The organism is Aeromonas encheleia (genome assembly GCF_900637545.1).
Classification (GTDB): Bacteria; Pseudomonadota; Gammaproteobacteria; order Enterobacterales; family Aeromonadaceae; genus Aeromonas; species Aeromonas encheleia.
In genome coordinates this window covers 1867057-1888810 of the sequence record NZ_LR134376.1, presented here as the reverse complement: position 1 = coordinate 1888810, position 21754 = coordinate 1867057, and the positions used below count along the sequence as shown (strand labels likewise).

The 21754-nt window shown below is 66.3% G+C and carries 14 protein-coding genes; 9 read left to right on the top strand and 5 right to left on the bottom strand.

The window, feature by feature from the left end; translation table 11 throughout:
• The first annotated feature begins 46 nt into the window (after positions 1–46).
• The 3 genes from EL255_RS08820 (at position 47) to EL255_RS08810 (ending at position 3667) form a co-directional block, all read left to right on the top strand.
• Complete coding sequence (locus EL255_RS08820) at positions 47–1711, top strand: electron transfer flavoprotein-ubiquinone oxidoreductase (RefSeq protein WP_042653559.1); 1665 nt, start codon at positions 47–49, stop codon at positions 1709–1711.
• A gap of 388 nt (positions 1712–2099) precedes the next feature.
• Positions 2100–3047: a magnesium/cobalt transporter CorA gene (gene corA / locus EL255_RS08815; protein WP_042653558.1), complete on the top strand. Its 948-nt coding sequence runs from the start codon at positions 2100–2102 to the stop codon at positions 3045–3047.
• Positions 3048–3196: 149 nt separating this feature from the next.
• Entirely contained in the window at positions 3197–3667 is a 471-nt protein-coding gene (locus EL255_RS08810) for a DUF2919 domain-containing protein (protein WP_042653557.1), read from the top strand.
• A 41-nt stretch (positions 3668–3708) separates the two neighbouring features.
• Here EL255_RS08810 and EL255_RS08805 read toward each other — a convergent pair whose 3' ends face one another.
• A complete protein-coding gene (locus tag EL255_RS08805) occupies positions 3709–4461 on the bottom strand; it encodes a hypothetical protein (RefSeq protein WP_042653754.1) in 753 nt (250 codons plus the stop codon).
• Between the two features lie 265 nt (positions 4462–4726).
• Here EL255_RS08805 and EL255_RS08800 point away from each other — a divergent pair, with 265 nt between their 5' ends.
• From EL255_RS08800 to EL255_RS08780, 5 genes are all read left to right on the top strand, one after another.
• The gene (locus tag EL255_RS08800; RefSeq protein ID WP_042653556.1) at positions 4727–5965 is read left to right on the top strand and encodes an MFS transporter; all 1239 of its coding nucleotides are present in this window, start codon (positions 4727–4729) and stop codon (positions 5963–5965) included.
• Between the two features lie 59 nt (positions 5966–6024).
• Entirely contained in the window at positions 6025–7998 is a 1974-nt protein-coding gene (locus tag EL255_RS08795; RefSeq protein WP_042653555.1) for a siderophore amonabactin TonB-dependent receptor, read from the top strand.
• Between the two features lie 72 nt (positions 7999–8070).
• Positions 8071–9087, top strand: coding sequence for an amonabactin ABC transporter permease subunit 2 (locus EL255_RS08790; protein ID WP_042653554.1), 1017 nt, complete (start codon positions 8071–8073; stop codon positions 9085–9087).
• Between the two features lie 11 nt (positions 9088–9098).
• Positions 9099–10169, top strand: coding sequence for an amonabactin ABC transporter permease subunit 1 (locus EL255_RS08785; RefSeq protein WP_042653553.1), 1071 nt, complete (start codon positions 9099–9101; stop codon positions 10167–10169).
• Between the two features lie 57 nt (positions 10170–10226).
• Entirely contained in the window at positions 10227–11027 is an 801-nt protein-coding gene (locus tag EL255_RS08780; protein WP_042653552.1) for an amonabactin ABC transporter ATP-binding protein, read from the top strand.
• Positions 11028–11078: 51 nt separating this feature from the next.
• Here EL255_RS08780 and EL255_RS08775 read toward each other — a convergent pair whose 3' ends face one another.
• Positions 11079–11822, bottom strand: coding sequence for a 4'-phosphopantetheinyl transferase family protein (locus EL255_RS08775; protein ID WP_042653551.1), 744 nt, complete (start codon positions 11820–11822; stop codon positions 11079–11081).
• Positions 11823–12100: 278 nt separating this feature from the next.
• On the opposite strand from EL255_RS08775, the gene EL255_RS08770 reads away from it, so the two are divergent.
• Positions 12101–13039: an ABC transporter substrate-binding protein gene (locus EL255_RS08770; protein ID WP_042653550.1), complete on the top strand. Its 939-nt coding sequence runs from the start codon at positions 12101–12103 to the stop codon at positions 13037–13039.
• 85 nt (positions 13040–13124) lie between these two features.
• Here the strand turns inward: EL255_RS08770 and EL255_RS08765 are convergent, their stop codons facing one another.
• Genes EL255_RS08765 through dhbA form a run of 3 tightly spaced genes read right to left on the bottom strand, consistent with a single transcriptional unit; the run spans position 13125 to position 21733 of the window.
• Positions 13125–14660, bottom strand: a complete 1536-nt coding sequence (locus EL255_RS08765; RefSeq protein WP_042653549.1) for an amino acid adenylation domain-containing protein — start codon at positions 14658–14660, stop codon at positions 13125–13127.
• Entirely contained in the window at positions 14657–20950 is a 6294-nt protein-coding gene (locus EL255_RS08760; protein ID WP_042653548.1) for a non-ribosomal peptide synthetase, read from the bottom strand. The genes EL255_RS08765 and EL255_RS08760 overlap by 4 nt, the downstream gene beginning before the upstream one ends.
• A 33-nt stretch (positions 20951–20983) precedes the next feature.
• Entirely contained in the window at positions 20984–21733 is a 750-nt protein-coding gene (gene dhbA / locus EL255_RS08755; protein WP_042653753.1) for a 2,3-dihydro-2,3-dihydroxybenzoate dehydrogenase, read from the bottom strand.
• Positions 21734–21754 lie beyond the last annotated feature (21 nt).

Below are 21754 nucleotides of genomic sequence, written 5' to 3'. Positions count from 1 at the left end.
GTAAACTACCAGCACTACCCTAGGCCAAGTCGAGCGCAGAGGCAAGATGGAACGCGAAGCAATGGAATTTGATGTCGTCATCGTCGGTGGCGGCCCGGCTGGCCTCAGTGCCGCCATCGCACTGAAGCAGCACAGCCCGGATCTCGCGGTCTGCCTGCTGGAGAAAGGGGCGGAAATCGGCGCCCATCTGCTCTCCGGCGCCCTGCTCGATCCCGTCGCCCTCAAGGAGCTGCTGCCGGACCGCTGGCAGCAGGCCCCCCTCGGCGTGCCGGTCACAGATGACCAGGTACATCTGCTGCGAAGCGAGAGCCGCGCCCTGCAGCTGCCCCACTGGGCGGTGCCGCCCCGTATGCACAACGACGGCTGCCACATCGTCAGCCTCGGCAACCTCTGCCGCTGGCTCGGCCGGGAGGCCGAGTCGCTCGGGGTCGAGATCTACCCCGGCTTCGTGGCCAGCGAGCTCATCGTGGAAGAGAACAGGATAAGGGGGGTGATCACCGGCGATCTCGGGCTGGATCGGGACGGCGTGCCCAAGGCGGATCACGTGCCCGGCATGGCGCTCTATGGCCGCTACACCCTGTTCGCCGAGGGGGCCCGCGGCCACCTCGGCAAGCAGCTGATCAACGATTTCCAGCTGGAAAACGGCGCCCAGCCGCAGCACCAACCGCAGCACTATGCCATCGGTTTCAAGGAGCTGTGGCAGGTGCCTGCCGGCCAGTCCCAGCCCGGCCGCGTGCTGCACGGCAGCGGCTGGCCGCTCGGCGAGGACGGAGGCAACAAGAGCCAGGGCGGCTTCTACCTCTATCATCTGGCGGATAATCAGGTGGCGGTCGGCCTCATCGTCGATCTCAACTACCAGAATCCCTGGCTCAGCCCGTTCGACGAGTTCCAGCGCCTCAAGCACCACCCGCTCATTGCCCAGACCCTGAGCGGGGGCGAGCGCATCAGCTACGGCGCCCGGGCCATCGCCAAGGGGGGCTGGCACTCGCTGCCGCGCATGCACTTCCCCGGCGGGCTGCTCATCGGCTGCGACGCGGGCACCCTGGATTTTTCCCGCATCAAGGGCATTCACACCGCCATGAAGTCAGCCATGCTGGCGGCGAAGACGGTGGCCATGAGCCTGCGCGGGGGGGATGAGGGGGGCCGGGATCTGGCCCAGTATGGGGATGAACTGCAGCTGAGCTGGCTGGCGCAGGAGCTGAAAACCGCCCGCAACTTCGGCGCGGCGCTGCACCGCTGGGGCCCCTGGCTCGGTGGCGCCTTCAACTGGCTGGAGCAGCGGCTGTTTGCCAGATCGGGCAAGGGCTCTCCCTTCAGCCTGCTGGATCGGGAGCCGGACTACCGCCAGCTGCGCCTGGCCAGCCGTTGCCGGCCCATCAACTATCCCAAGCCGGACGGGCGGCTCAGCTTCGACAAGCTCTCCTCGGTGTATCTGGCCAACACCAGCCACGACGAGGATCAACCCTGTCACCTGCGGTTGCAGGATGCGCGCATCCCGGTGGAGGTGAACCTGCCGACCTGGGCGGAGCCGGCCCAGCGCTACTGCCCGGCCGGCGTCTTCGAGATCCTGGAGACACAGGGCCAGCCACGGCTGCAGATCAACGCGGCCAACTGCATCCACTGCAAGACCTGCGACATCAAGGATCCGAGCCAGAACATCCTCTGGACGCCCCCCCAGGGGGGCTCTGGCCCGAACTACCCCAATATGTAACAGCTGTGGCCTGGGCCCTGACATCGAGGATGCTCGGACCCAGCATATCCTCTGGACGCCGTCCCAGGGGGCTCGGGGCCCAACTACCCCAATATGTGATCCCTGCAACAGCAGGGATCCTGGTCAATTAATCCCCCGACTTCCCCCCGTCCGGGCCCGGTTATGCCGGCCACGGCAGCTGATCCGACCTCGCCGTTTTTTTGTGCAAACAGGCTGCAAGCCAGATGAATAGGCCCTGACAAGCGCGGCGAGCCCCTGTATAGTTCGCCGCATTCAGGTTGTCCATCGGCCTCGTTATGCTTTCCATGGGATCGCTTTCTATGCGCTCTAAGGCCCATGAACCTGTGCAACCATCCCTGATTACCCATGACTTACTAAGGGGGAACAGATGATCACCGCCTACATTCTCAATAACAAGGTGCTGGACATAGTCACGCTCGGGCCTGACGACATAGTGCCTGACAACACCGTCTGGCTGGATGCCTACAAGCCGGACACGGCGGAGCGAGAATGGTTGACGGGCCTGTTCCTGGAGGAGGTTCCCGACAAGGAGGAGCTGGACGACATAGAGGCGTCCGCCCGTTTCTACTGGGATACCGATGGTCTGCACATTCACTCCCTGTTCCCCCAGCGGATCGGCCGTGACACCAAGGGTGTCCACGTCTCCTTCACCCTGCGCAACAACCTGCTGATCAGCATCCGCGAGGATGACATCGGCCTGGTGCGCCTGCTGCGTCACTACATGCGCCAAGACAGGCTGGAGGTGGAGAATGCCCTCGACATCCTGCTGGAGGTGCAGAACCTCAAGGTGGAATACCTCTCCGATCTCATCGAGGACGGCTACAAGACCCTGGAGAACACCGCCGATCAGATCTTCGAGCCGGATCAGATCAATGCCATGCTCAAGGAGCTGATGGCCCAGGAAGAGGCCAACGGCCAGATCCGTCTCTCCCTGCACGATACCCGGCGCGCCCTGCGCTTCCTCAAGCGCAGCCTGCGCCAGCGCATGACTGGCGAGCAGAACAAGTGGATCGACGAGATGCTGCACGACGTGGAATCCCTGCTGCCCCACACCCAGTTCCTGTTCGACAAGATCAACTTCCAGCTGGAGGCCTCCATGGGGGTGACCAATCTGGAGCAGAACAAGGTGATCAAGATCTTCTCGGTGGCCGCGGTGATCTTCCTGCCACCGACCCTGATCGCCAGCATCTACGGCATGAACTTCGGCCGCATGCCGGAGCTCGCCTGGGAGTATGGCTATCAGATGTCGCTGGTGCTGATGGTGATGTCGTCGCTCGGCACCGGCCTGTTCTTCAAGCGCAAGGGCTGGCTGTAACGCGCACATCGACATGCCAGGCCCGCGAATGCAAATCAGGGAGCCGTGGCTCCCCGATTAATTTCTGCCCCGCGCCTCGCTTGTAAAGGGCGCGCTGTCGCCCCATATCCCCCCTATCACCAGCATCATCCGGCAACTCAAGGGCCCTTATGACCCTCTATCCCGAACACCGCTACGACGATCATGGCCAGTTGCGGCCGCCGATCTGGTTCTGGCCCATCGCCCTGCTGCTGACCCGTTCGGTCTGGTTGTTTCTGATGGCGGGGGTGACCCGCGAGAGCGGCAGCGCCATCCTGAGCCTCTTCTACCCGGACAGGATGAGCCTCTACATCAGCCTGCTGACCGACGTGCCCGCCATGCTGGCGCTGCTCGCCTGCGGCGGCACCCATCAGCAGACCCACAGCGTTCGCGCCTGGCTCAGACGCCACAGCCGCGGCCTGCTGCTTAGCTCCACTTTGAGCGGCCTGGTGATGCAGTTGCACAGCCTGAATCTGCAGAAGTGGTCGTTCAGCTGGCCCACCGCCCTGGTGCTGATCGGCAGCCTCTGGGCGCTCTGGTATCTGCTACGCAGCCGCCAGATCCGGGAATACGCCGTCGATCAGCCCCACGGGCAGGGCTGATCAGGGCGGCAGCTGGCAAACCGATCAGACGCACGGCGCCGTTATTGGCGAGTGACCCGGATTTGCAGAGTCTGGCGCTCGCTGCCGCTGGCCATGCCAACTCGTGACTGGTTCGAGAGTTCGGCCCCACTGCCCTCCTGGCTGGTGGACAGCTCCCCCACCGTCAGCCACTGACCGGGGGCACCGCTCACCTCGGTGGCACTCTGACCGCCGCGAATGGTGCCTTGCTCCAGCCTGGCCTGCTCGCTGCTGAGCGCTATCTGTACCCTGTCCCCTATCAGGGTGGCGGTGGCGTAGAGGCCGTTGATCAGCGGCACCATGCCCACCACCCGGCCTCCCTGCCAGCGATAGAAGGTCACCGGCTGATAGGATCCCATCTGCAACAGCACAGGCCGACCCGACAGACCGCGCACCTGCCAGCTGGCATTCTGGCTGCGCTGGTAGCTTTGCCCCTTGCCCTCCGCCAGCCACTGTCGCCTGGCGTTATCATTGCTGATGCCAACCCCCAGCTGCTGACCGCTTGAGGCCCCCTCCACCCGCCACTCGATGAGCAGACTCTGGGGCGGCTGATTGAGCTGGTTCAGGGTCGTCTCGGCCTCCTGCAGCTGCGCCGCACTGCCGCTCAGCACCAGCTGGTTGCCCATGGCACTCACCCCAAGCTCGGGGTAGATCTCCTTCAGGGTCCGCACCATCCCCTCTGCCTCAAACACCGGGATCACCTTCACCTCGGCCCGTACGGGCAACACCCAGAGCCCGCAGCACCACAGTACCCAGATCCAACGCCACTGTTTCATCATCGCCTCTCTTCGCCGCAACCCCTGCCTCATGACAGTTTGCCATCATCCATCGCTGACGCGTTACTGCCATGACGGCAGCGCGCGGGACAGTCTCTCTCTTGTTCAGTTTCGCCCCCCTTGAAACGCCCGGCGAGGCCATTTCGGCCCTGAAAACAAGACTCACAAGGAGATTTAAAAAACCTGAATAGAAATGGTTATCATTTGTTGTCACAACAAGATCGCTCGGATACAATTCGGACTCATTTTTTCGAGCCAGCCTCTGATGAAGCCAGTTATTGCCGTTTCCAGCACCCCCGCTGCCATTCATCTGGCGATGCTGATCAACATGCTCTCCATGGGAAGCATGATGATGGTCATGCCGCTCGGGCCCGATCTAGTCATCAGCCTCGGCATGGCGCCGGAGCAGACCGGCTACTTCAGCGGCGGGGCCACCCTGGGGGCCGCCCTCATGGGTATTATCGCCGCTCCCTGGCTCGACCGCTTCGATCGCAAACCCGCCCTGCTGCTGCTGCTGAGCCTGCGCTTCCTGCTGCTGATGGCCTGCGCCCTGGTGCAAGACAGCCAGCAACTGCTGTTGCTGTTCATTCTGTCGGGCTGCGTGGCCGGTCCGCTCTCCGCCATCCTGATGGCCGCGGTGCTGGATCTGGTGCCAACCGCCGAGCGGGGGCGCCGCCTCGCCTACGTCGGCATGGCGTTTTCCCTGGCCGCCATCCTGATCGTGCCCGTCGCCCTGATCCTGGCCCAGTGGCTCGGCTGGCAGAGCCCCTTCCTGCTGTTTGGCACGAGTGGCCTGCTGCTGGCCCTGATCTGCGCCCGCCTGCTGCCGTCCCTGCCGGTGACCCGCTCCCCCCAGGGCAGCGGTCTGCGCCAGTTGCTCGCCTCGCCCCTGTGCCAGGGGGCCCTGTGCATCCTCTGTCTGCAGATGTTCGGCCACTTCCTGGTGATCCCGCACTTTGCCAACTATTTCCAGTTCAACCTCGGCTTCCCGCGCGAGCAGATCGCCGCCCTCTATCTGTGCGGCGGGCTCGCCAGCATGGCCACCATGCGCCTGTGCGGCGGCTGGATCGATAGAGGCAAGGCCCAGGGCGCCATCCTGCTCACCAGCCTGCTGCTGGCACTGGTCACCCTGCTCGGTTTCGCGCTGCCGGTCGGCCTGCCCGTCTACCTGCTGTTTACCCTGTTCATGGCGCTGAGCTCGGCCCGCGCCAGCACCACGCTCGCCATCACGGCCGCCATTCCGGCGCCCCATCAGCGCGCCGCCTTCATGTCATTCCAGGGCACGGTCACCAATGTGGCGGCCGGGCTCGGCAGCCTGCTCTCGGCCAAATACCTGGTCTCCGACGACGGCGGCGCCCTGCAGGGATTCGCCGCGCTGGCCTGGCTCAACATCGCCTGCGGCCTGCTGGCCTGCGGGGGCGTCTGGTTCCTCATCCGAGGGCTGGCGCGGATAAAAAATAACAATAATCCTGCCTCTGGTACTGCCAGACAAGGAAGTCAGTGAGCATCCGGGCCAGAAGAGCCCGGAACCCATAACCTCTGTTTATTCATGGAGTTTTGACAATGCAGTTGCAGCCTGGCGTATTTCGCTTGAACCCTATTTTGCTCTCCCTCGGTCTGCTGGCCCTGCCGGGCCTGGCCCAGGCCGAATCGGTCAAGGCCAACGAGACCATAGTCGTCACCGCGACCCAGACCAAGCACACCGAGTTCACGGCCCCGGCCAGCGTCTCCGTAGTGAGCCGCGCCGATCTGGACAAGATGAACGTCAACAACATCGGCGATGCGCTCAAGCACGTGCCCGGTGTCAACATCATTGCCACCAACCCCACCGGCCGTAACGAGATCAAGATCCGTGGCATGGGAGGCGACTACACCCTGCTGCTGATCAACGGCAAGCGCGTCAACGCCCGCGAGACCCTGGGCAGCGCCTATGGCAACGACTTCGACCTGAGCTCCATCCCCATGGCGGCCATCGAGCGCATCGAGGTGATCCGTGGCCCCGTCTCCTCCCTGTACGGTGCCGATGCCTTGGGCGGTGTGGTCAACGTGATCCTGCGCCAGGCCACGGAGAAGACCGAGGCCGCCGTGGGTTACACCCACAGCATGCCGACCGAGGGGGATGGCGGCGATGCCAACCAGGGCAGCGCCTTTGTCTCCGGCGCCCTCATCGACAACAAGCTGCTCGGCAGCATAGTGGTCGAGGGCTATCAGCGGGATCGCTGGAAGAGCGATCAGAGCAACAACCCGGACGCCGACGCCCTGGAGAAACGGGAAGTGGTCAACGTGCTCTCCAGCCTGAAGTGGCTGGTCGCCGACAATCAGGACATCGATTTCGATCTGGGCTACAACCAGAACGACATGGACAGCTACTTCAACAACGTGCCCCGCGCCCCGACGGCGCCGGCCACCCCCCACAACGTGCAGAACCTCGATCGCCTGAGCCTGGGGCTGACCCACAACGGCCGCTGGGAGCACTTCGACAGCCGGGTCCGCTACTACTTCGAGCAGATCGATCTGATGGATGACTCCCAGCTCAATGGCGGCGCCGCCGATGTCACCCAGACCAACAACACCGTCGATGGTCAGGTCAGTGGCTACCTCGGCGAGCACCTGCTCACCTCGGGCGCCGAGCTGCGCAAGACCGAGCTGGAGCACAGCCGCAACATCGCCAACGGCAGCGTGGATGCGACCCAGAGCGCGGTCTACCTGCAGGACGAGTTCGGCTTCGGCGATCTGGCGCTGACCCTGAGCGGCCGCCTCGATCACCACGAGACCTATGGTACCGAATTCAGCCCCCGCGCCTACGCGCTCTACACCCTGACCGACGAGTGGGTGATCAAGGGCGGCGCAGGCAAGGCGTTCAAGGCACCGACCCTGGCCCAGTCCAGCGAAGGCTTCTCCACCACCGCCTGCCGCGGCGCCTGCCAGGTGGTCGGCAACCCGGATCTGAAGCCGGAGACCGCGGTCAGCTATGAGCTGGGCACCGCCTACGAGGCCGCTCACTTCGGCGCCGGGGTGACCGGCTTCCACAACGACATCGAGGATCTGATCCAGAGCGATCAGTGGGGCCCGGGCTACCGTCCGACCGTGATGACCTACCTCAACGTCAAGAAGGCCAGGATCAAGGGTCTCGAGTTGACCGGCTGGGTCGACGTGCTGGACAACGTGCAGCTGACCGGTAACTGGACCCTGCTGGACTCCGAGGACAAGAGCACCGGCGAGGATCTGGCCAAGACCCCGGATCACACCGGCAACCTCGGCCTGGACTGGCAGGCGAGCGACGTGGTCAGCGCCAACCTGGCCTGGCAGTATGTCGGCAGCCAGATCATCAAGGTCCCGGCCCGCAACGCCCAGGCGTTCAAGTCCGACAGCTACCAGACCCTGGACGTCAACACCAACTGGACCGTCACACCGGCCCTGGACTTCAAGCTCGGCATCACCAACCTCACCAACACCAAGCGTGATCAGGTGGCCACCGACGCCGACTTCATCCTGGAAGGTCGCACCGTCTACGCCGGGGTTGACTACAAGCTGTAATGACCCCCTGATGCGGGAGCCCAAGCGGGCTCCCTTTTTGCGTTTCTGTCCCCTGGTATAAGGAGTTCTCCGGTGTCAAGACACCAAACACAGCTGCTCTGGCTCGGATTGGTTCTCCTGTTCCTGCTGATTTCACTGTCACTGGCCACGGGTGCCGGTGTCTATGGTGGCCGCGAGGTCGCCGGTTTCCTGCTGGGCGATCCCGCCCTCGTGGCCGATGAAAAACTCGCCATGATAGTCAATACCCTGCGATTGCCCCGCACCCTGGCGGCCCTGGTGGTGGGGGTCTGTCTCGCACTCGCCGCCTCCATGCTGCAGAGCGCCACCCGCAATCCCCTGGCCGAACCCGGCCTGCTCGGCGTCAACGCCGGCGCCGTCTTCGCCCTGGTGATAGGCCTCACCTATTTCGGCGTCGAATCTTCCTACGGTTACCTGCTCTGGTCCGGCATGGGGGCCCTGCTTGGCAACCTCGTCGTGCTCGGCCTCGGCCTGATGGTGGGTCGCTCCAACCCGCTCAAGCTCATCCTGGTGGGGGTCGCTCTCTCCGCCACCTTCGGCGGCCTCTCCAACTTCCTGCTGCTCTCCAACAAGGTGGTGCTGGAGCAGTTCCGCTTCTGGAACCTGGGGTCGCTGGCCGCCTCCAGCCTGGACGCCGTGCTGACGGTGCTGCCCTTCGCCCTGGCGGGCCTGCTGCTGACCCTGGCGCTGTGCCGCCAGCTCACCCTGATGCAGATGGGGGACAACCAGGCCCAGGCGCTCGGCATCCGGCCGACCCGGGTGCGCATCGGCGTGCTCCTGGCCGCCACCCTGTTCACCGCCTGCGCCATCGCCATCGCCGGCCCCATCGGCTTCGTCGGCTTCCTGGCCGCCTACTGCGCCCGCCTGGTGGAACCGGTGCGCCTCGCCATCCAGGTGCGCTTCTCCGCCCTGTTCGGGGTGCTGTTCCTGCTCGGTGCCGACATACTGGCGCGCTGGCTGCTGCAGCCATTCGAGCTGCCCAACGGCGTCATTCTGGCGCTGATCGGCGCCCCCGTGCTCATCCTGGTGGTGCGCAGCGGCGGCTTCCGCTCCCTGCTGGCCGTCAAATAAGGTGACCTCCCATGAATAACGCCATTACGGGCGCCGTGCCCAAGTCCCCCCTCCCCACCGGCACCCTCTGCCTGCGCCTCGGCAGCCGTACCCTGCTGCTGGAGCGCCGCGCCTGGCTGATCACCATGGGGCTCATCTTGGCCCTGATCTTGTTGTCCCTGCTGGCACTGACCCTGGGCTCCGGCAAGATCAGCATGATGGGGGTCATCCAGACACTGCTGGGCGAAGGGAGCCGACTCAGCGAGGTGACGGTGTTCAAGATCCGGCTGCCGCGCATCGTCGCCGTGCTGGTGGCGGGCGCCGCCATGGGCCTCTCCGGCTGCCTGGTGCAGACCCTGATCCGCAACCGCCTCGCCACCCCGGACATGATAGGGGTCAACGAGGGGGCCTCCTTGGCCATCATCATCTTCTCCCTCTACCTCACCCTCGGCAGCTGGCCCTGGTGGGCCGCGCCGCTCGGCGCCCTGTTCGCCGCCGCCGTGCTCTATGCCCTGTGCAACAAGCCGGGGGAGCAGGGCTACCTGTTCGTGGTGATCGGCATCGGCGTCTCCGAGCTGATGAACGCCATCGGCCAGTTCGCCATGTCCACCCAGTCCCTGGTACACCTCAGCAGCCTCTACCTGTGGAACATGGGCAACTTCGTCGGCCAGGGCTATGGCACTGTGGCGCCGGTGGGGATACTGATCCTGCTCATCTGCCCCTGGATCATTTATCTATCCCGCGCCCTCGGCGTGCTGCGCCTCGGCCCCATCACCGCCCAGACGCTGGGGGTAAACGTCAACCGGGTGCAGCTCGGGGTGCTGGCCCAGGCCATCATGGTGGCGGCGCTCGGCACCGCCATCGGCGGCCCGGTGGTGTTCATCGCCATGGCGGCCCCCATCCTCGCCTCCTGGCTGAGTCGGGATCGCATAGTGCCACTCTGGATAGCGGCCCAGGGCGGCGCCCTGCTGCTGCTGGCGAGCGACACCCTGGTGCGGGTGCTGGCCAGCCCCCACGAGGTCGCCACCGGCATCATGACCCGTATCCTCGGCGGCCTGCTGCTGCTGTTCATCCTGATCAAAGACCGACAGAAGGCCGACTGACGATGAATTCCACCCTCTTCTCAACCAGACCATCTTCATCAGACCAGGAGCCGAACCATGACCCTCAGCGTTAACCGCCTCCATTTCGGCTATCAACAGAAGCGCGTGTTCGACGACATCTCCTTCAGCATTCCCAGCGGCAAGCTGGTGGGCATCGTCGGCCCCAACGGCGGCGGCAAGTCCACCCTGCTCAAGCTGCTGGCGGGCCAGGAGCAGCCCCAGTCCGGGGAGATACTGCTCAAGGGCAAGCCGTTGACGGGCTATGGCATGAAGGCGCTGGCCCGGGAGCTGGCCTACCTGCCCCAGCGGCCGCTGGTGCCGGCGGGCATCCGGGTCGAGCAGCTGGTGCAATACGGCCGCCATCCCCATCAGGGCTGGTTCAATCAGTGGAGCGAGGAGGATGCGCGCATGGTGCGCTGGGCCCGGGAGCGGATGCAGCTCGATGCCATCTGGCAGCAGAGCGCCAATTCGCTGTCCGGCGGTCAGGCGCAGCGGGTCTGGCTCGCCATGGTGCTGGCCCAGGATGCGGACATCATACTGCTGGACGAACCCACCAGCGCGCTGGACATAGGCCACCAGACCGAGGTGATGGAGGCCATCCACCAGATCACCGCCGAGGGCAAGACGGTGCTCATCGTCATCCACGATCTCGCCACCGCCGCCCGTTACTGCGACGAGCTGATCGCCTTGGGGGACGGCGGCGTTCAGGCCATGGGGCCGGCCCGGGAGGTGGTGACCAAGTCCCTGATCGACCGCCTCTACCAGACCGACGTCGACATACTGCACGCCCCCGGCGACGGTGCCCCCGTCATAGTGCCGCGCCGGCGCGGCGATGCCGTGACCAAGCAACAGGCCTGAATAAAAAACCGCCCATCCGGCGGTTTTTTATTGGCTGATGTCCTGGCTGATTCAAAGCGCCAGCAGGGTAAGCAGCCCCCCCGGCAGCCGCTGCCAGCGCAGGGTGCAGTGCCAGCCGGCGGGCAGGTCTGGCGCAAGTGCCGTCTTGAGGCACAGGCTGATGCTCTGCTCCGTCATCCCCAGCCAGCGGGCATCCAGAAAGTCGAAGTAGCGTCCCACCCGGGGATGGAGCGCCTTGAACAGGCTCTCCTTGGCCGAGAACACCAGGGTCAGCCCCTGCGCCCTGTCCAGCCCGGCGGCGCGGGCCCCCGACTCCAACCGCCCCCACTCCTGCTCATCGACGATGCTGGGCCAGAGCGGGTCCGCCTGCCCGCCGTCCAGCCAGGCCTCCAGATCCAGCCCGAGCCCGGCTCGGCCGGGGCGCGCCGCGCACAGCGCCACCCCCTCCCCCAACAGCCGGCTGTGGCTGATGCTGCCCTCCATCCCCGCAGGCCAGCGCGGCTCGCGGGCCGCCCCTATGGCCACCGTCTCGCCGCCCAGGCCATAGGGGCGCAGGGCCTGACGGGCCGCCAGACGACCCGCCAGAAACTCCCCCTGACGCTTGCTCACCGCCCCCTGCAGGGTCGCGGGCAGCAGGATGCCGTGCGCCGCGAAGCAGGCCGGGCTGAAGGCGGCGGCATCGAAGCGGATCCGGTGGATGGGCAGTGGCTCCAGCCCCGGCAGTGACAGGGCATCGGTCTGCCGGAGGAAGGGTGCGACCGTGGATGAAGGGGTGACTGTAGATGAAGGGAGCATCGGGGATCCTCACAATGGGCTCCCATGGTACCAAAGCCGCCCCGACCGATACACAAATACAAATGACAACCTTTCTCAATTGATCTTGTGATAGCATGTTCCCGCCCATTTGGGGCCCAGGTTCTGCCTGCCGGCGGCAGGCAACAGGGCAGTGCATAGGGGCAGGCCATACGAGCAGGCCATACGAGCAGGTCATACGAACAGGTCATACGAACAGGTCATACGAACAGGTCATACGAACAAAGAGTGCCGCCGATTTCACCCATAAGGATGTAACCATGAAGATCTTCTCCCCCCTGGCAGCCGTGCTGATGCTGGCCAGCCTGGTCGGCGTTCAGGCCCAGGCCGACAGCCGTCAGGTGATCGATGCCAACGGCAAGACCCAGACAGTGCCCGCCCAGCCCAAGCGCATAGTGGTGCTGAGCGAGCTCGATCTGGACACGGCCCTGACCCTGGGCGTGCAACCGGTCGGCACCGTCAACGGCCGCGGCCAGGCCACCCTGCCGCGCTACTTGCTGAACAAGGCGGGCCCGGATATCGCCGTGGTCGGCGATCTGGACAACCCCAACCTGGAGCGGCTGATAGACCTCGAGCCGGATCTCATCCTGACCAACCAGACCAAGCCCGAGCTGCTGAGCCTGCTGCAGGAGATAGCCCCCACCGTGGTCACCGGCAACTGGGGTCAGCCCTGGAAAGAGGTGTTCAGCCGCAGCGCCCAGGTGATGAACAAGGAAGCCGAGGGCAAGGCCTTCCTCGCCCAGTACGATGCCCGCCTGCAGCAGGCCCGCACCCAGCTGGCCGCCCATCAGGGCGAGCGGCTCAGCATAGTGCGCTGGAACCCGAAGGGACCGAGCTACATGCACGGCGGCACCTTCGCCAGCAGCGTGGTGATGGAGATGGGCCTGGCCCGACCGCCCCACCAGCTCGGTGACAAGAGCCCCCACTCCCCGGCCCTGAGCCTGGAATCCCTCAACCTGCTGGACGCGGACTGGCTGGTGATAGGCACCCTGAGCGCCAGCGGCGATGCGGTGGATGCCATGCAGCAGGCCGAGCAGACCCCGGCCTTCCAGCAACTCGGTGCCATCAAGGCCAAGCGCTTCGGCGCCGTGGACGGGTCGCTCTGGACCTCCACCGGCGGCCCCCAGGCGGCCTTGCGGGTGATCGAGGACGTCGAGCAGTTGATGAGCAAGCCGGACGCGGCCCCTGTTACCCGCTGATCCTGCCCGTCCCCCCCGTCAAAAAGAGAAGCTCGCATCGTTGCGGGCTTCTTGTTTATCGGCTTCTTGAGTTTTCCCCGTCGCCTCACTCCGGCAAGGGCAGCGCCTTTCGGTCCAGCTTGCCGCTGCCGGTCTTGGGCAGAGCATCCAGCAGCAGGATCCGCGCCGGCACCATGTAGTGGGGCAGGCTGGCCTGCAACCCCTTGCGCAGCGCCAGTCGATTGAGCGTCACCCCGACCCTGGCCTCCACATAGCCCACCAGCATGGCCTCGTCCCCCTCCCCGATAAGCCGCACCGCCGCCTCCTGCACCCCGGGCTGGCGCCGCAGCGCCGTCTCGACCTCCCCCAGCTCGATGCGAAACCCGCGCAGCTTGACTTGATCGTCACGCCGCCCGAGATAGAGGAAACGGTCCACCCCCAGTCGGCGCACTCGATCCCCGCTGCGGTAGAGGCGGTGGTTATCCAGCCGCAGGAAGGCCGCCGCGGTGAGGGCGGGCTTGCGCCAGTAGCCCTCGCACAGGGCCGGACTCTCGATGCAGAGCTCCCCGGCTTCCCCGTCGGCCACCGGCCGCCCCGTCTCGTCCAGCACCCAGTGCCGGTAGCCCGGCAGGCTGTGGCCTATGGTGATCTGCCCCTCCGCCGGGGGCCAGCGCACCTCGCTCACCAGGGACCAGACGGTGGCCTCAGTCGGGCCGTAACAGTTCCACAGCCGCCGGGTGCGCGCACAGAGCTGCTCGGCCAGGCCAGGATCCAGCGCCTCGCCGCCGCACAGGGCGGTGAGGCCGTCATGGCCCTGCCAGCCCGCCTTGAGCAGCATGCGCCAGCAGGCCGGGGTCGCCTGCATCCAGTCGATGGAGGCGTCCGCCGCCAGCAGCGCCAGCATCCCCAGCGGATCCTTGTTGTGCTGGTTGCTCGCCACCGTCAGCCGACCCCCGCTCCAGAGCGGCCCCAGCATCTCCAGCAGGGAGATGTCGAAGGCCGGGGTAGTGATGAAGAGCCAGTGGCAGCTGGGCGTCAGCCCGAGCCGCTCGCGGATCCCGTCGAGGAAGCAGAGCAGGGCCCGCCGGCTGATGACCACCCCCTTGGGCTCACCGGTGGAGCCCGAGGTGAACATCATGTAGGCCGCCAGGGCATCGTCCACCTGGGGGTAGGTGGGCCGCGGGCGACGCTCGCCCTGCCCCGGGGCAGGCAGGGTTCGCAGCGGACAGCCAAACGCGGGCATCCCCAGCACGACGTCGCAGATCACCGCCGAGAGCCGGGCCTGACGGGCGATGCCCTGCAGCCGCTCCACCGGGAAGTCCGGCTCCAGGGGCACGAAGCAGAGGCCGAGCCGCAGACAGGCGAGCAGGCTGGCCACCAGATCCGGGCTGCGCGTCAGGTAGAGGCCAACCCGCTCCCCCACCGCCAGTCCCTGCAGGCTGGCGGCTATCTGATCGACCCTCAGGTTCAGCCCGGCATAGGTCAGCCAGTGGCCGTCCATGCCGATGGCGGGCGCCAGCGGCGTGGCGCCCAGCAGGTCCGCCAGGCGGGCGCCTAGCCCCCTAGACTCCCCGGCATTGGGCGGGGTGACCCCCGCCGCCTTTAATGCGACCTGTGTAGCGACAGGGGTTGAAACCGTCATAACACCTCCTCGGGCAGGCGCGCCAGCCAGTGGTTGAACAGGGTGCAAGGCGCCCCCTGCGCCTTGAGCTCCCGCAGCGTCAGCGGAACATGCGCCCCGGCGAACGCCTGATTCAGGGCCGCCAGCAGGGCGAGCTGCTGCACCGAGTCCACCCCGAGCTCAGGCAGACTCTGCTGCCAGGACGCCGCCTCGCCGCAGTGCTGCCGCCACAGGGCCAGCAACTGGTTCGCCTGAGGGCTCATCGCCTGCGCTGGTTCATCTTCCTTTGCCAGGGGCAACGGTTCGCTCTGGCGAGGGACGCAGCCAGCAGTCAAGCGGGCGGGTTGGGCCAGATCAGCCTGCGCCAGCCAGCCAAGCTCGGCGAGCCACTGGGCCAGCACCGCCTCGGCGCTGGCGGGTGCGATCAACTCGCCATCGTATTCGAGGCGCAGGTTGAGCAGACCGCCGCGGGCATTCACCACCAGCGAGAGCGGCAGCTCCACCTTCTCCACGACGCGACCAAAGTGCGGCACCAGCTGATGGGGCTCAGGCGTCTGGGACCGCGCCGGCATGGGGTAGTTCTCGAACACGAACAGGCTCTGGAACAGCCGGCCCCGGCCCTTGGTCAGGGCGGCGAGGGACTGGGTGCCATATTGGTTCAGGGTCAGGGAGTCCGACTGCAGCTGCGCTATGTGCTGCTCGAGCGTCCCCTCGGTGCGCCAGTCCAGGGCCAGCGGCAGGCTGTTGATATAGAGCCCTACGCTCTGGGTGATCCCCTCGATGGGGAAGTCCCGGCCCGGGGTCACGTTGCCCACCAGGGTTACGGCGTCACCGCAACGGCGGGCGAGCAGCCGATGCCAGGCGTATTGCGCCAGCAGGCCCGTGGTCACACCGAGCTCGCGGGCACGGGCCTCCAGTCGGGCCGAGATCTCCGGCGCCAGGGTCTGGCCGCAGACCGCCGGCTTATGTTGCGTAAAGCGCTGGGTGAGGTGCGGCTCCAGCGCCACCCCGAACAGGGCGGCCAGATCGTTGGGCCGAGCCAGCAAGTCGCTGCGCCCCTGCCAGTAAGCCTGGTTGGCGGCGGTTTGACTCGCGCTATGGCGGCCAAATTCGAGCCAGGCCTGATCCGGACTTGGCTGCGGCGACAGGCCGTTCATCAACTGCTGATAGTGGCGATGCAGGCTGCCCAGCAGCACAGGACCGCTCCAGCCGTCCAGCACGGCGTGGTGGGCGCTCAGGATCACCCTGTGGTGATCGGGTGCCAATGTGAAGCAGGCGATGCGCAGCAGCGGGGCCGCATCCAGCGGGATGGGATGGGCCAGATCCCGCTGGCGATAGGCCGCGATGTCCGCCTCGGCCCCCGCCATGCCGGACAGGTCCTCGTGGTGGAACGGCAGCTCGGCGTGGCGCAGTATGCGCTGCAGGGCGACCCCCTCCTCCACCAGCAAGGCGGCGCGCAGCACGGGCCAGCGGGCGAGCTGCCCCTGCCAGGCGGCCTGGTAGACAGCCACATCCAGCCCCTGGCGGTAGTCGATCTCGGTCTGCAGGTGGTAAGCCGTGTCACGAGGCGCCAGCGCCCTGTGGTAGAGCATGCTCTGCTGCAGGGAGCTCATGGGCAGCAGTGTCTCCACCTCGCCCTCCGCCGGATCCAGCACCCTGTCCAGCGCTTGCTGGGAGAGCGGCAGGCCCGGGAAGTCGCTCGGGGTATGGCGCGGTCGCTCGACTGCGCAACAGGCCTTGACCAGCGCCTCGATATTGGCCCCCAGGGCCGCCATCAGGGCATCGCTGGCCTGCTGGTTCAGGGCGCCGATCTGGCGCAGGGTGAGGCAACCATCAAACACGCCGCCATGCAGGCTGATGAGTTCGCGCGGCAGGTTGTCCGGTGCCGAGGGCTGGCCCGGTGCCACCGGCAGCGGCTGCCAGGGCGCGGCGGCCGTTCCCCTGTGGGAGACCCCCAGGTAGTTGAAGACGATGGCCGACTGTGGCAACGCACGCCCGCGGGGATGGTACAGGCGCAGGGCGTTGAAGCCGACCCCCTTGTCCGGCACGGCCCGCAGCCGCTCCTTGGTGTCGCACACCAGATCCCCCCAGTCGCTCCTGTTGGCCAGGGCCAGGGGATAGGTGCTGGTGAACCAGCCCAGGGTGCGGCTCACATCGAGCTTGGGGGCTCTGGCTTCAGAGTCAATGGCCTCAGCGTCAATGACCTCGCGGCCGTGCCCTTCCAGCATCAGGCAGTGGTTTTCCCCGTAACCGAGATCGCTCAGGGTGCGGGTCAGGGCCGCCAGCAGCAGATCCGGCACCCGGGTGAAATGGGCCTGGTTCGCCTCATTGATGAGGCGAGCCGTGGTGTCGGCATCCAGCCGCAGCAGGCTGGCGGCGGCGCGGCCATCCGGGGCGCGCTGCGCCTCCAGCAAGCCTTGCTGGCTGCCCTCCCCCTGGGCCAGCCAGAAGCCAAGCTGATCCTCTTCCCGTTTGGCATAGGCGGCCAGCCCTTCCCCCCACTGGCGGTAGCTGCTGCCCTTGGCGGGCAAGGATTCACCTCGCGCCAGCCGAGCGAGATCCTCGGCCAGGATGCGCCAGGAGACGGCATCGATGACCAGATGATGGAACGCCAGGAAGAGCCCCTCCACGGGCTCCGCCTCCCCCTCGACGGGCAGGTTGTGCAGCCGGGCCCAGGCCAGGGTCTGGCCGCTGGCGGGATCCAGCGATCCCTGCAAGAGGGTCAGCTGCGCCTGCAGCTCGGCCTCGCCGAGCGCCCAGGCATCCAGCCGGGTCAGCGCCGGCAACACAGGCTCGCCGAGATAACGCTGGCCCGCCGGTGTCACGGCCAGACGCAGGGCGTCGTGGTGCAGCAGCAATGTCTGCAACCAGTCACCGAGACGCCGATCCGGCAGCCCCTCGGGCAGGCGCAGTATCACCCCCTGATTCCAGTGACCCGGCTTGGCGAAGCCCTGCTCGAAGAACCAGTGCTGGATGGGGTGCAGCGGGAATTCCCCTTCCAGGATCCCCTGCTCAGTCTGGTGGCTTGTGGCCTGTTGCTGGCCAAGCTGGCGGCAGAGGCGGCGCACCGTCTTGGCCTCGAACACGTCCTTGACGCTGCAGTGCAGCCCCGCATCCCGCAGCCGGGTGCAGAGCTGGATGCTGAGGATGGAATCCCCTCCTAAGCGGAAGAAGTCATCCTCCACCCCGAGCGGCTGCTTGAGCACCCCCTGCCAGATGGCGAGCACCGTTTGCTCCAGCTCGCCCTGTGGCTCGCCCTGGCTCTCCTGCCATTGGAGGGCGGGCAGGCGGCGCAGGTCCAGCTTGCCGTTGGGGGTGAGCGGCATCTCGGAAAGCCAGCAGAGCCGCGCCGGTACCATGTATTCGGGCAGGCACTCGCCGGCCCGTTGCAGCAGGGCCTCGCCATCCGGCTCGCTCGCCCCCTCATGCAGGCAGGCGTACGCCAGCAGGCGGCCCTCCTGCACCACTACCTTGATCTGGCGGATGGCCGGGCAGAGCGCGGCGACTTGCGTCTCTATCTCGCCGGGCTCGATGCGATAGCCCCGCAGCTTGATCTGCTCGTCAAGCCGGCCCAGATATTGAACCTTGCCGTCGCGGCGCAGCAGGGCCCGATCGCCGGTGCGGTAGAGGCGATGGGTACGACCGTCGTGAGTCAGCTCGACGAAAGCCTCGGCGGTGCGTTCCGGCAGATTGAGGTAGCCACGAGCAAGACCCAGACCACTCAGGCTGAGCTCGCCCGGCACCCCCACGGGGCAGAGGTTGCCCCCTTCGTCCAGGATCAGCGCTTTTAAATTGTTGATGGGCTGGCCTATGGTGATGGGCTGACCCGGCACGAGCCGCGCGCAGAGCGCGGTGACGGTGCACTCGGTCGGGCCGTACATGTTGTAAAGCGCAACCCGCTCCCCCCAGCGCTCCACCAGGCTGCTCGGGCAGGCTTCGCCGCCAAAGCTGATGGCCTTGAGGGAACCGAGATCCGCCGGCGGCAGCAGGTTCGCGAGCAAGGCGGTGGGCAGGATCATGTGGCTGGCGCCGCACGCCATGGCGGCGGCGATCACCCCCTCCCCCGGTTCACCGAAGTGCAGGGCCGCGCCGCAAGAGAGCGGCAGCAGGGTGGTCATGTTGCCTGCATCGAACGACAGGGACATGCAGTTGAACATGGCCCCACTCCGATCGAGCTCGATACGCTCCGCATGATCCGCCATCAGGTTGACCAGGCTGCCCTGCTCCACCATGACCCCCTTGGGCAGGCCGGTACTGCCGGAGGTGTAGATGATCTGGGCCAGCATGGCCGCATCCCGCGAGACGGCGGGGACGCTGCATGGCAGCGACTCCAGCACCAGCCGATGCAGATTGTGGTAGCCGGCATCGGCGCCGGTCAGCGCCTCGGCGAGCCTGGCATCCTGCTCCCCCCCCAGCACCAGCTTGATGCTGGCGTCACCCAGGATATGGGCCAGTCGCTCGGCGGGATAGGCAGGATCGAGCGGCACATAGGCCGCCCCCGCCTTCCAGCTGGCGAGCAGCGCGATGACGAAGGCGAGATCCCGCTTGGCCTGAATGCCGATGGCGGCGCCCGGGGTCACCCCTTGTGCCAGCAGCCAGTGGGCCAGGCGGTTGGCCCTGGCCTCCAGCTCGCCATAACTCAGGGCGCCCTCGCCGTCGCTCACCGCCGGGGCCGCGGGGTTAGCCGCCGCCTGGCGCTCGAACTGGCAGAGCAGGGTGTCGCGGCTTTGGTAATCCACCGGCAGGCTGGCGAGCTCGGCGGCCAGTGCGGCCCTGTCCATCCCCGCCTCCAGCGGCAGTTGCCAGATGTCGGTGTCGGGGGCCGCCACCACGGCGCGCATCAGGTGCAGCAGCCTGTCTGCATAGCCTTCGATGGTGGCACGCTCGAACAGGGCGGTGGCGAACAGCCAGTCCACCCGCACCGAGTCCATCAGTTCTGTCACCTTGACCGAGATATCGGTCTTGGCGGGCAGCATGGGGGAGGTCTCCTCCACCAGCTGGCAGCCGGGGATGAGATCGTTGAAGTCCACCTTGGCCTGATAGACCAGCATGATCTGGAAGATGGGGTTGATGGCGGTGGTGCGATCCGCCCCTATGGCCTCGGCCAGCGCCTCGAAGCGGTAGAGCTGGTGATCGAAGGCCGCCAGATCCTCCTCCCGGCACTGCTGCAAATAGTCGACGAAGCTGGGGTTGCCCTCGAGCCTGGTGCGCAGCACCAGGGTGTTGACGAAGAAGCCCACCAGGGACTCAATCTCGTGGCGCTCGCGGTAGGCGAGCGGCGTGCCGATGACCACCTCCTTCTCCCCGCTCTGGCGCACCATCAGCAGGGCAAACAGGGCGTGCAGACCGATGAAGTTGGAGGTGTTGTGACGCTGGCACAGCCGCTTGAAGCTGTCCCACAGCGCGTTGTCTATGGTGGAGAACACCAGCTCGCCGCCGCTGGCCTGATGGGCAGGGCGCGGCTTGTCCAGCGGCAGGCTGTGCACCTCGGGGCTGCCGCCGAGGCGGTCCACCCAGAACGGCTTGAATTCGGCGTGGTAATCCAGAAAACGCGGGGAGTTGAACCAGCGGGCATAGTCGAGATAGGTGAGCGGCAGCTCGGCCAGATCCAGCGGCTCGCGGTTCTGATGGGCGAGGAAGGCGCGTTTCAGATCGGCGAACATGTTCTTGACCGACCAGCCGTCGGAGATGATGTGGTGCTGGGTGATCAGCAGCACATGCTCCCGTGCCCCCAACCGGATGAGGTGCACCCGGCTGAGATCCCCCTGCACCAGGGAGAAGGGGCGCCCTATCTCCTCGCGCACTCGCTCGGCCACATAAGCCTCGCGCTCGGCTTGCGGCTGCTGGCTCACATCTTCAATCCGCAGCTTGAAGGGCTGGTGGGGTAGTATCTCCTGGGCCCCCCGGCCCGCCTCGTCCTTGACGAAGCGGGTACGCATGCTGGGGTGGCGGGCGAACAGCCGATCGAAGGCAAACTCCAGCGCGGCCGTGTCCAGCTCGCCGCTGACACGAAAGTAGACCGGCATGTTGTAGAGGTGGGAGGCCTCCTCATACTGCTCGATAAACCAGAGCCCGCTCTGGGAGGAGGAGAGCGGCCCCCGCAGGGCGCCCTGCCCCTCTATCGGCACCTCGAAGGCGGCGCGGGCGGCCAGGCAGCGCACCAGCGCCTCTTTGTGCTGCTTGATGAGGGCGCCGATGGCGGGGGTCAGTGCCTCCTTGCTCGACTGGGAGATGAGCTGGCCCTTGTCGTTCAGGGCGAGCTTCACCCCCTGGTGCTCCAGCTGCCGAAGCAGCGCAATCATATTGTTCATAAATTACCTCTGGCTCTTCTAGGCGGTGTGCAATCAGGCACTTAGTGTGGCGCCGCCGTCGACGACCAGATCCTGCAGCGTGATGTGACTGGCCAGATCCGAGGCCAGGAAGAGGACTGTGTGGGCTATCTCGCTCGGGGTAGCGATTTTGCGCAGCGGAATGCCGAGCTTGAACTGGGCCGGCAGTCCGGCAATGGTGCGGGCCAGCGCGGCCTCATCCGGCAGCATACCGCGCAGCATTTCGGTATCGGTCGAGCCCGGCGACACCAGGTTGGCCCGCACGCCGAAGGGCGCCAGCTCCAGCCCCACCGTCTGGGTCAGGCTGGTCACCGCCGCCTTGGAGGCGCAGTAGGCCGCCATCTGCATCCGTGGCACATGGGCCGCATTGGAGCCTATGGTGACGATGGCGCCACGCCGCTGGGCCTTGAAGTGGGGCACCAGGGCCCGCAGCAGATAGAAGACGCCGCTGGCGTTGACCGCCATGCAGTCATCCCAGTCCGCGTCGCTCAGGGTTTCGGTGGGGCCGAGGCGCAACACCCCTGCCCCGTTGACCAGCACATCCAGGCCGCCATCTGCCAGCAGCCGCTCGCAGCAGGCGTTGACCACCTGCGGGTCGCGGATGTCGAGCGTGCGGATGGCATAGGGGTAAGTCCCATGAGGAAAGTCGCGATCCAGCCCCACCACAGAGGCGCCGGCGGCGACGAACTGCTCCGCCACCTCGCGCCCTATGCCACGGCCGGCGCCGGTCACCCAGACCCGCTTGCCACTGAAATCAAAGGCCACTTTGGACTGCTCCTGTTTCAT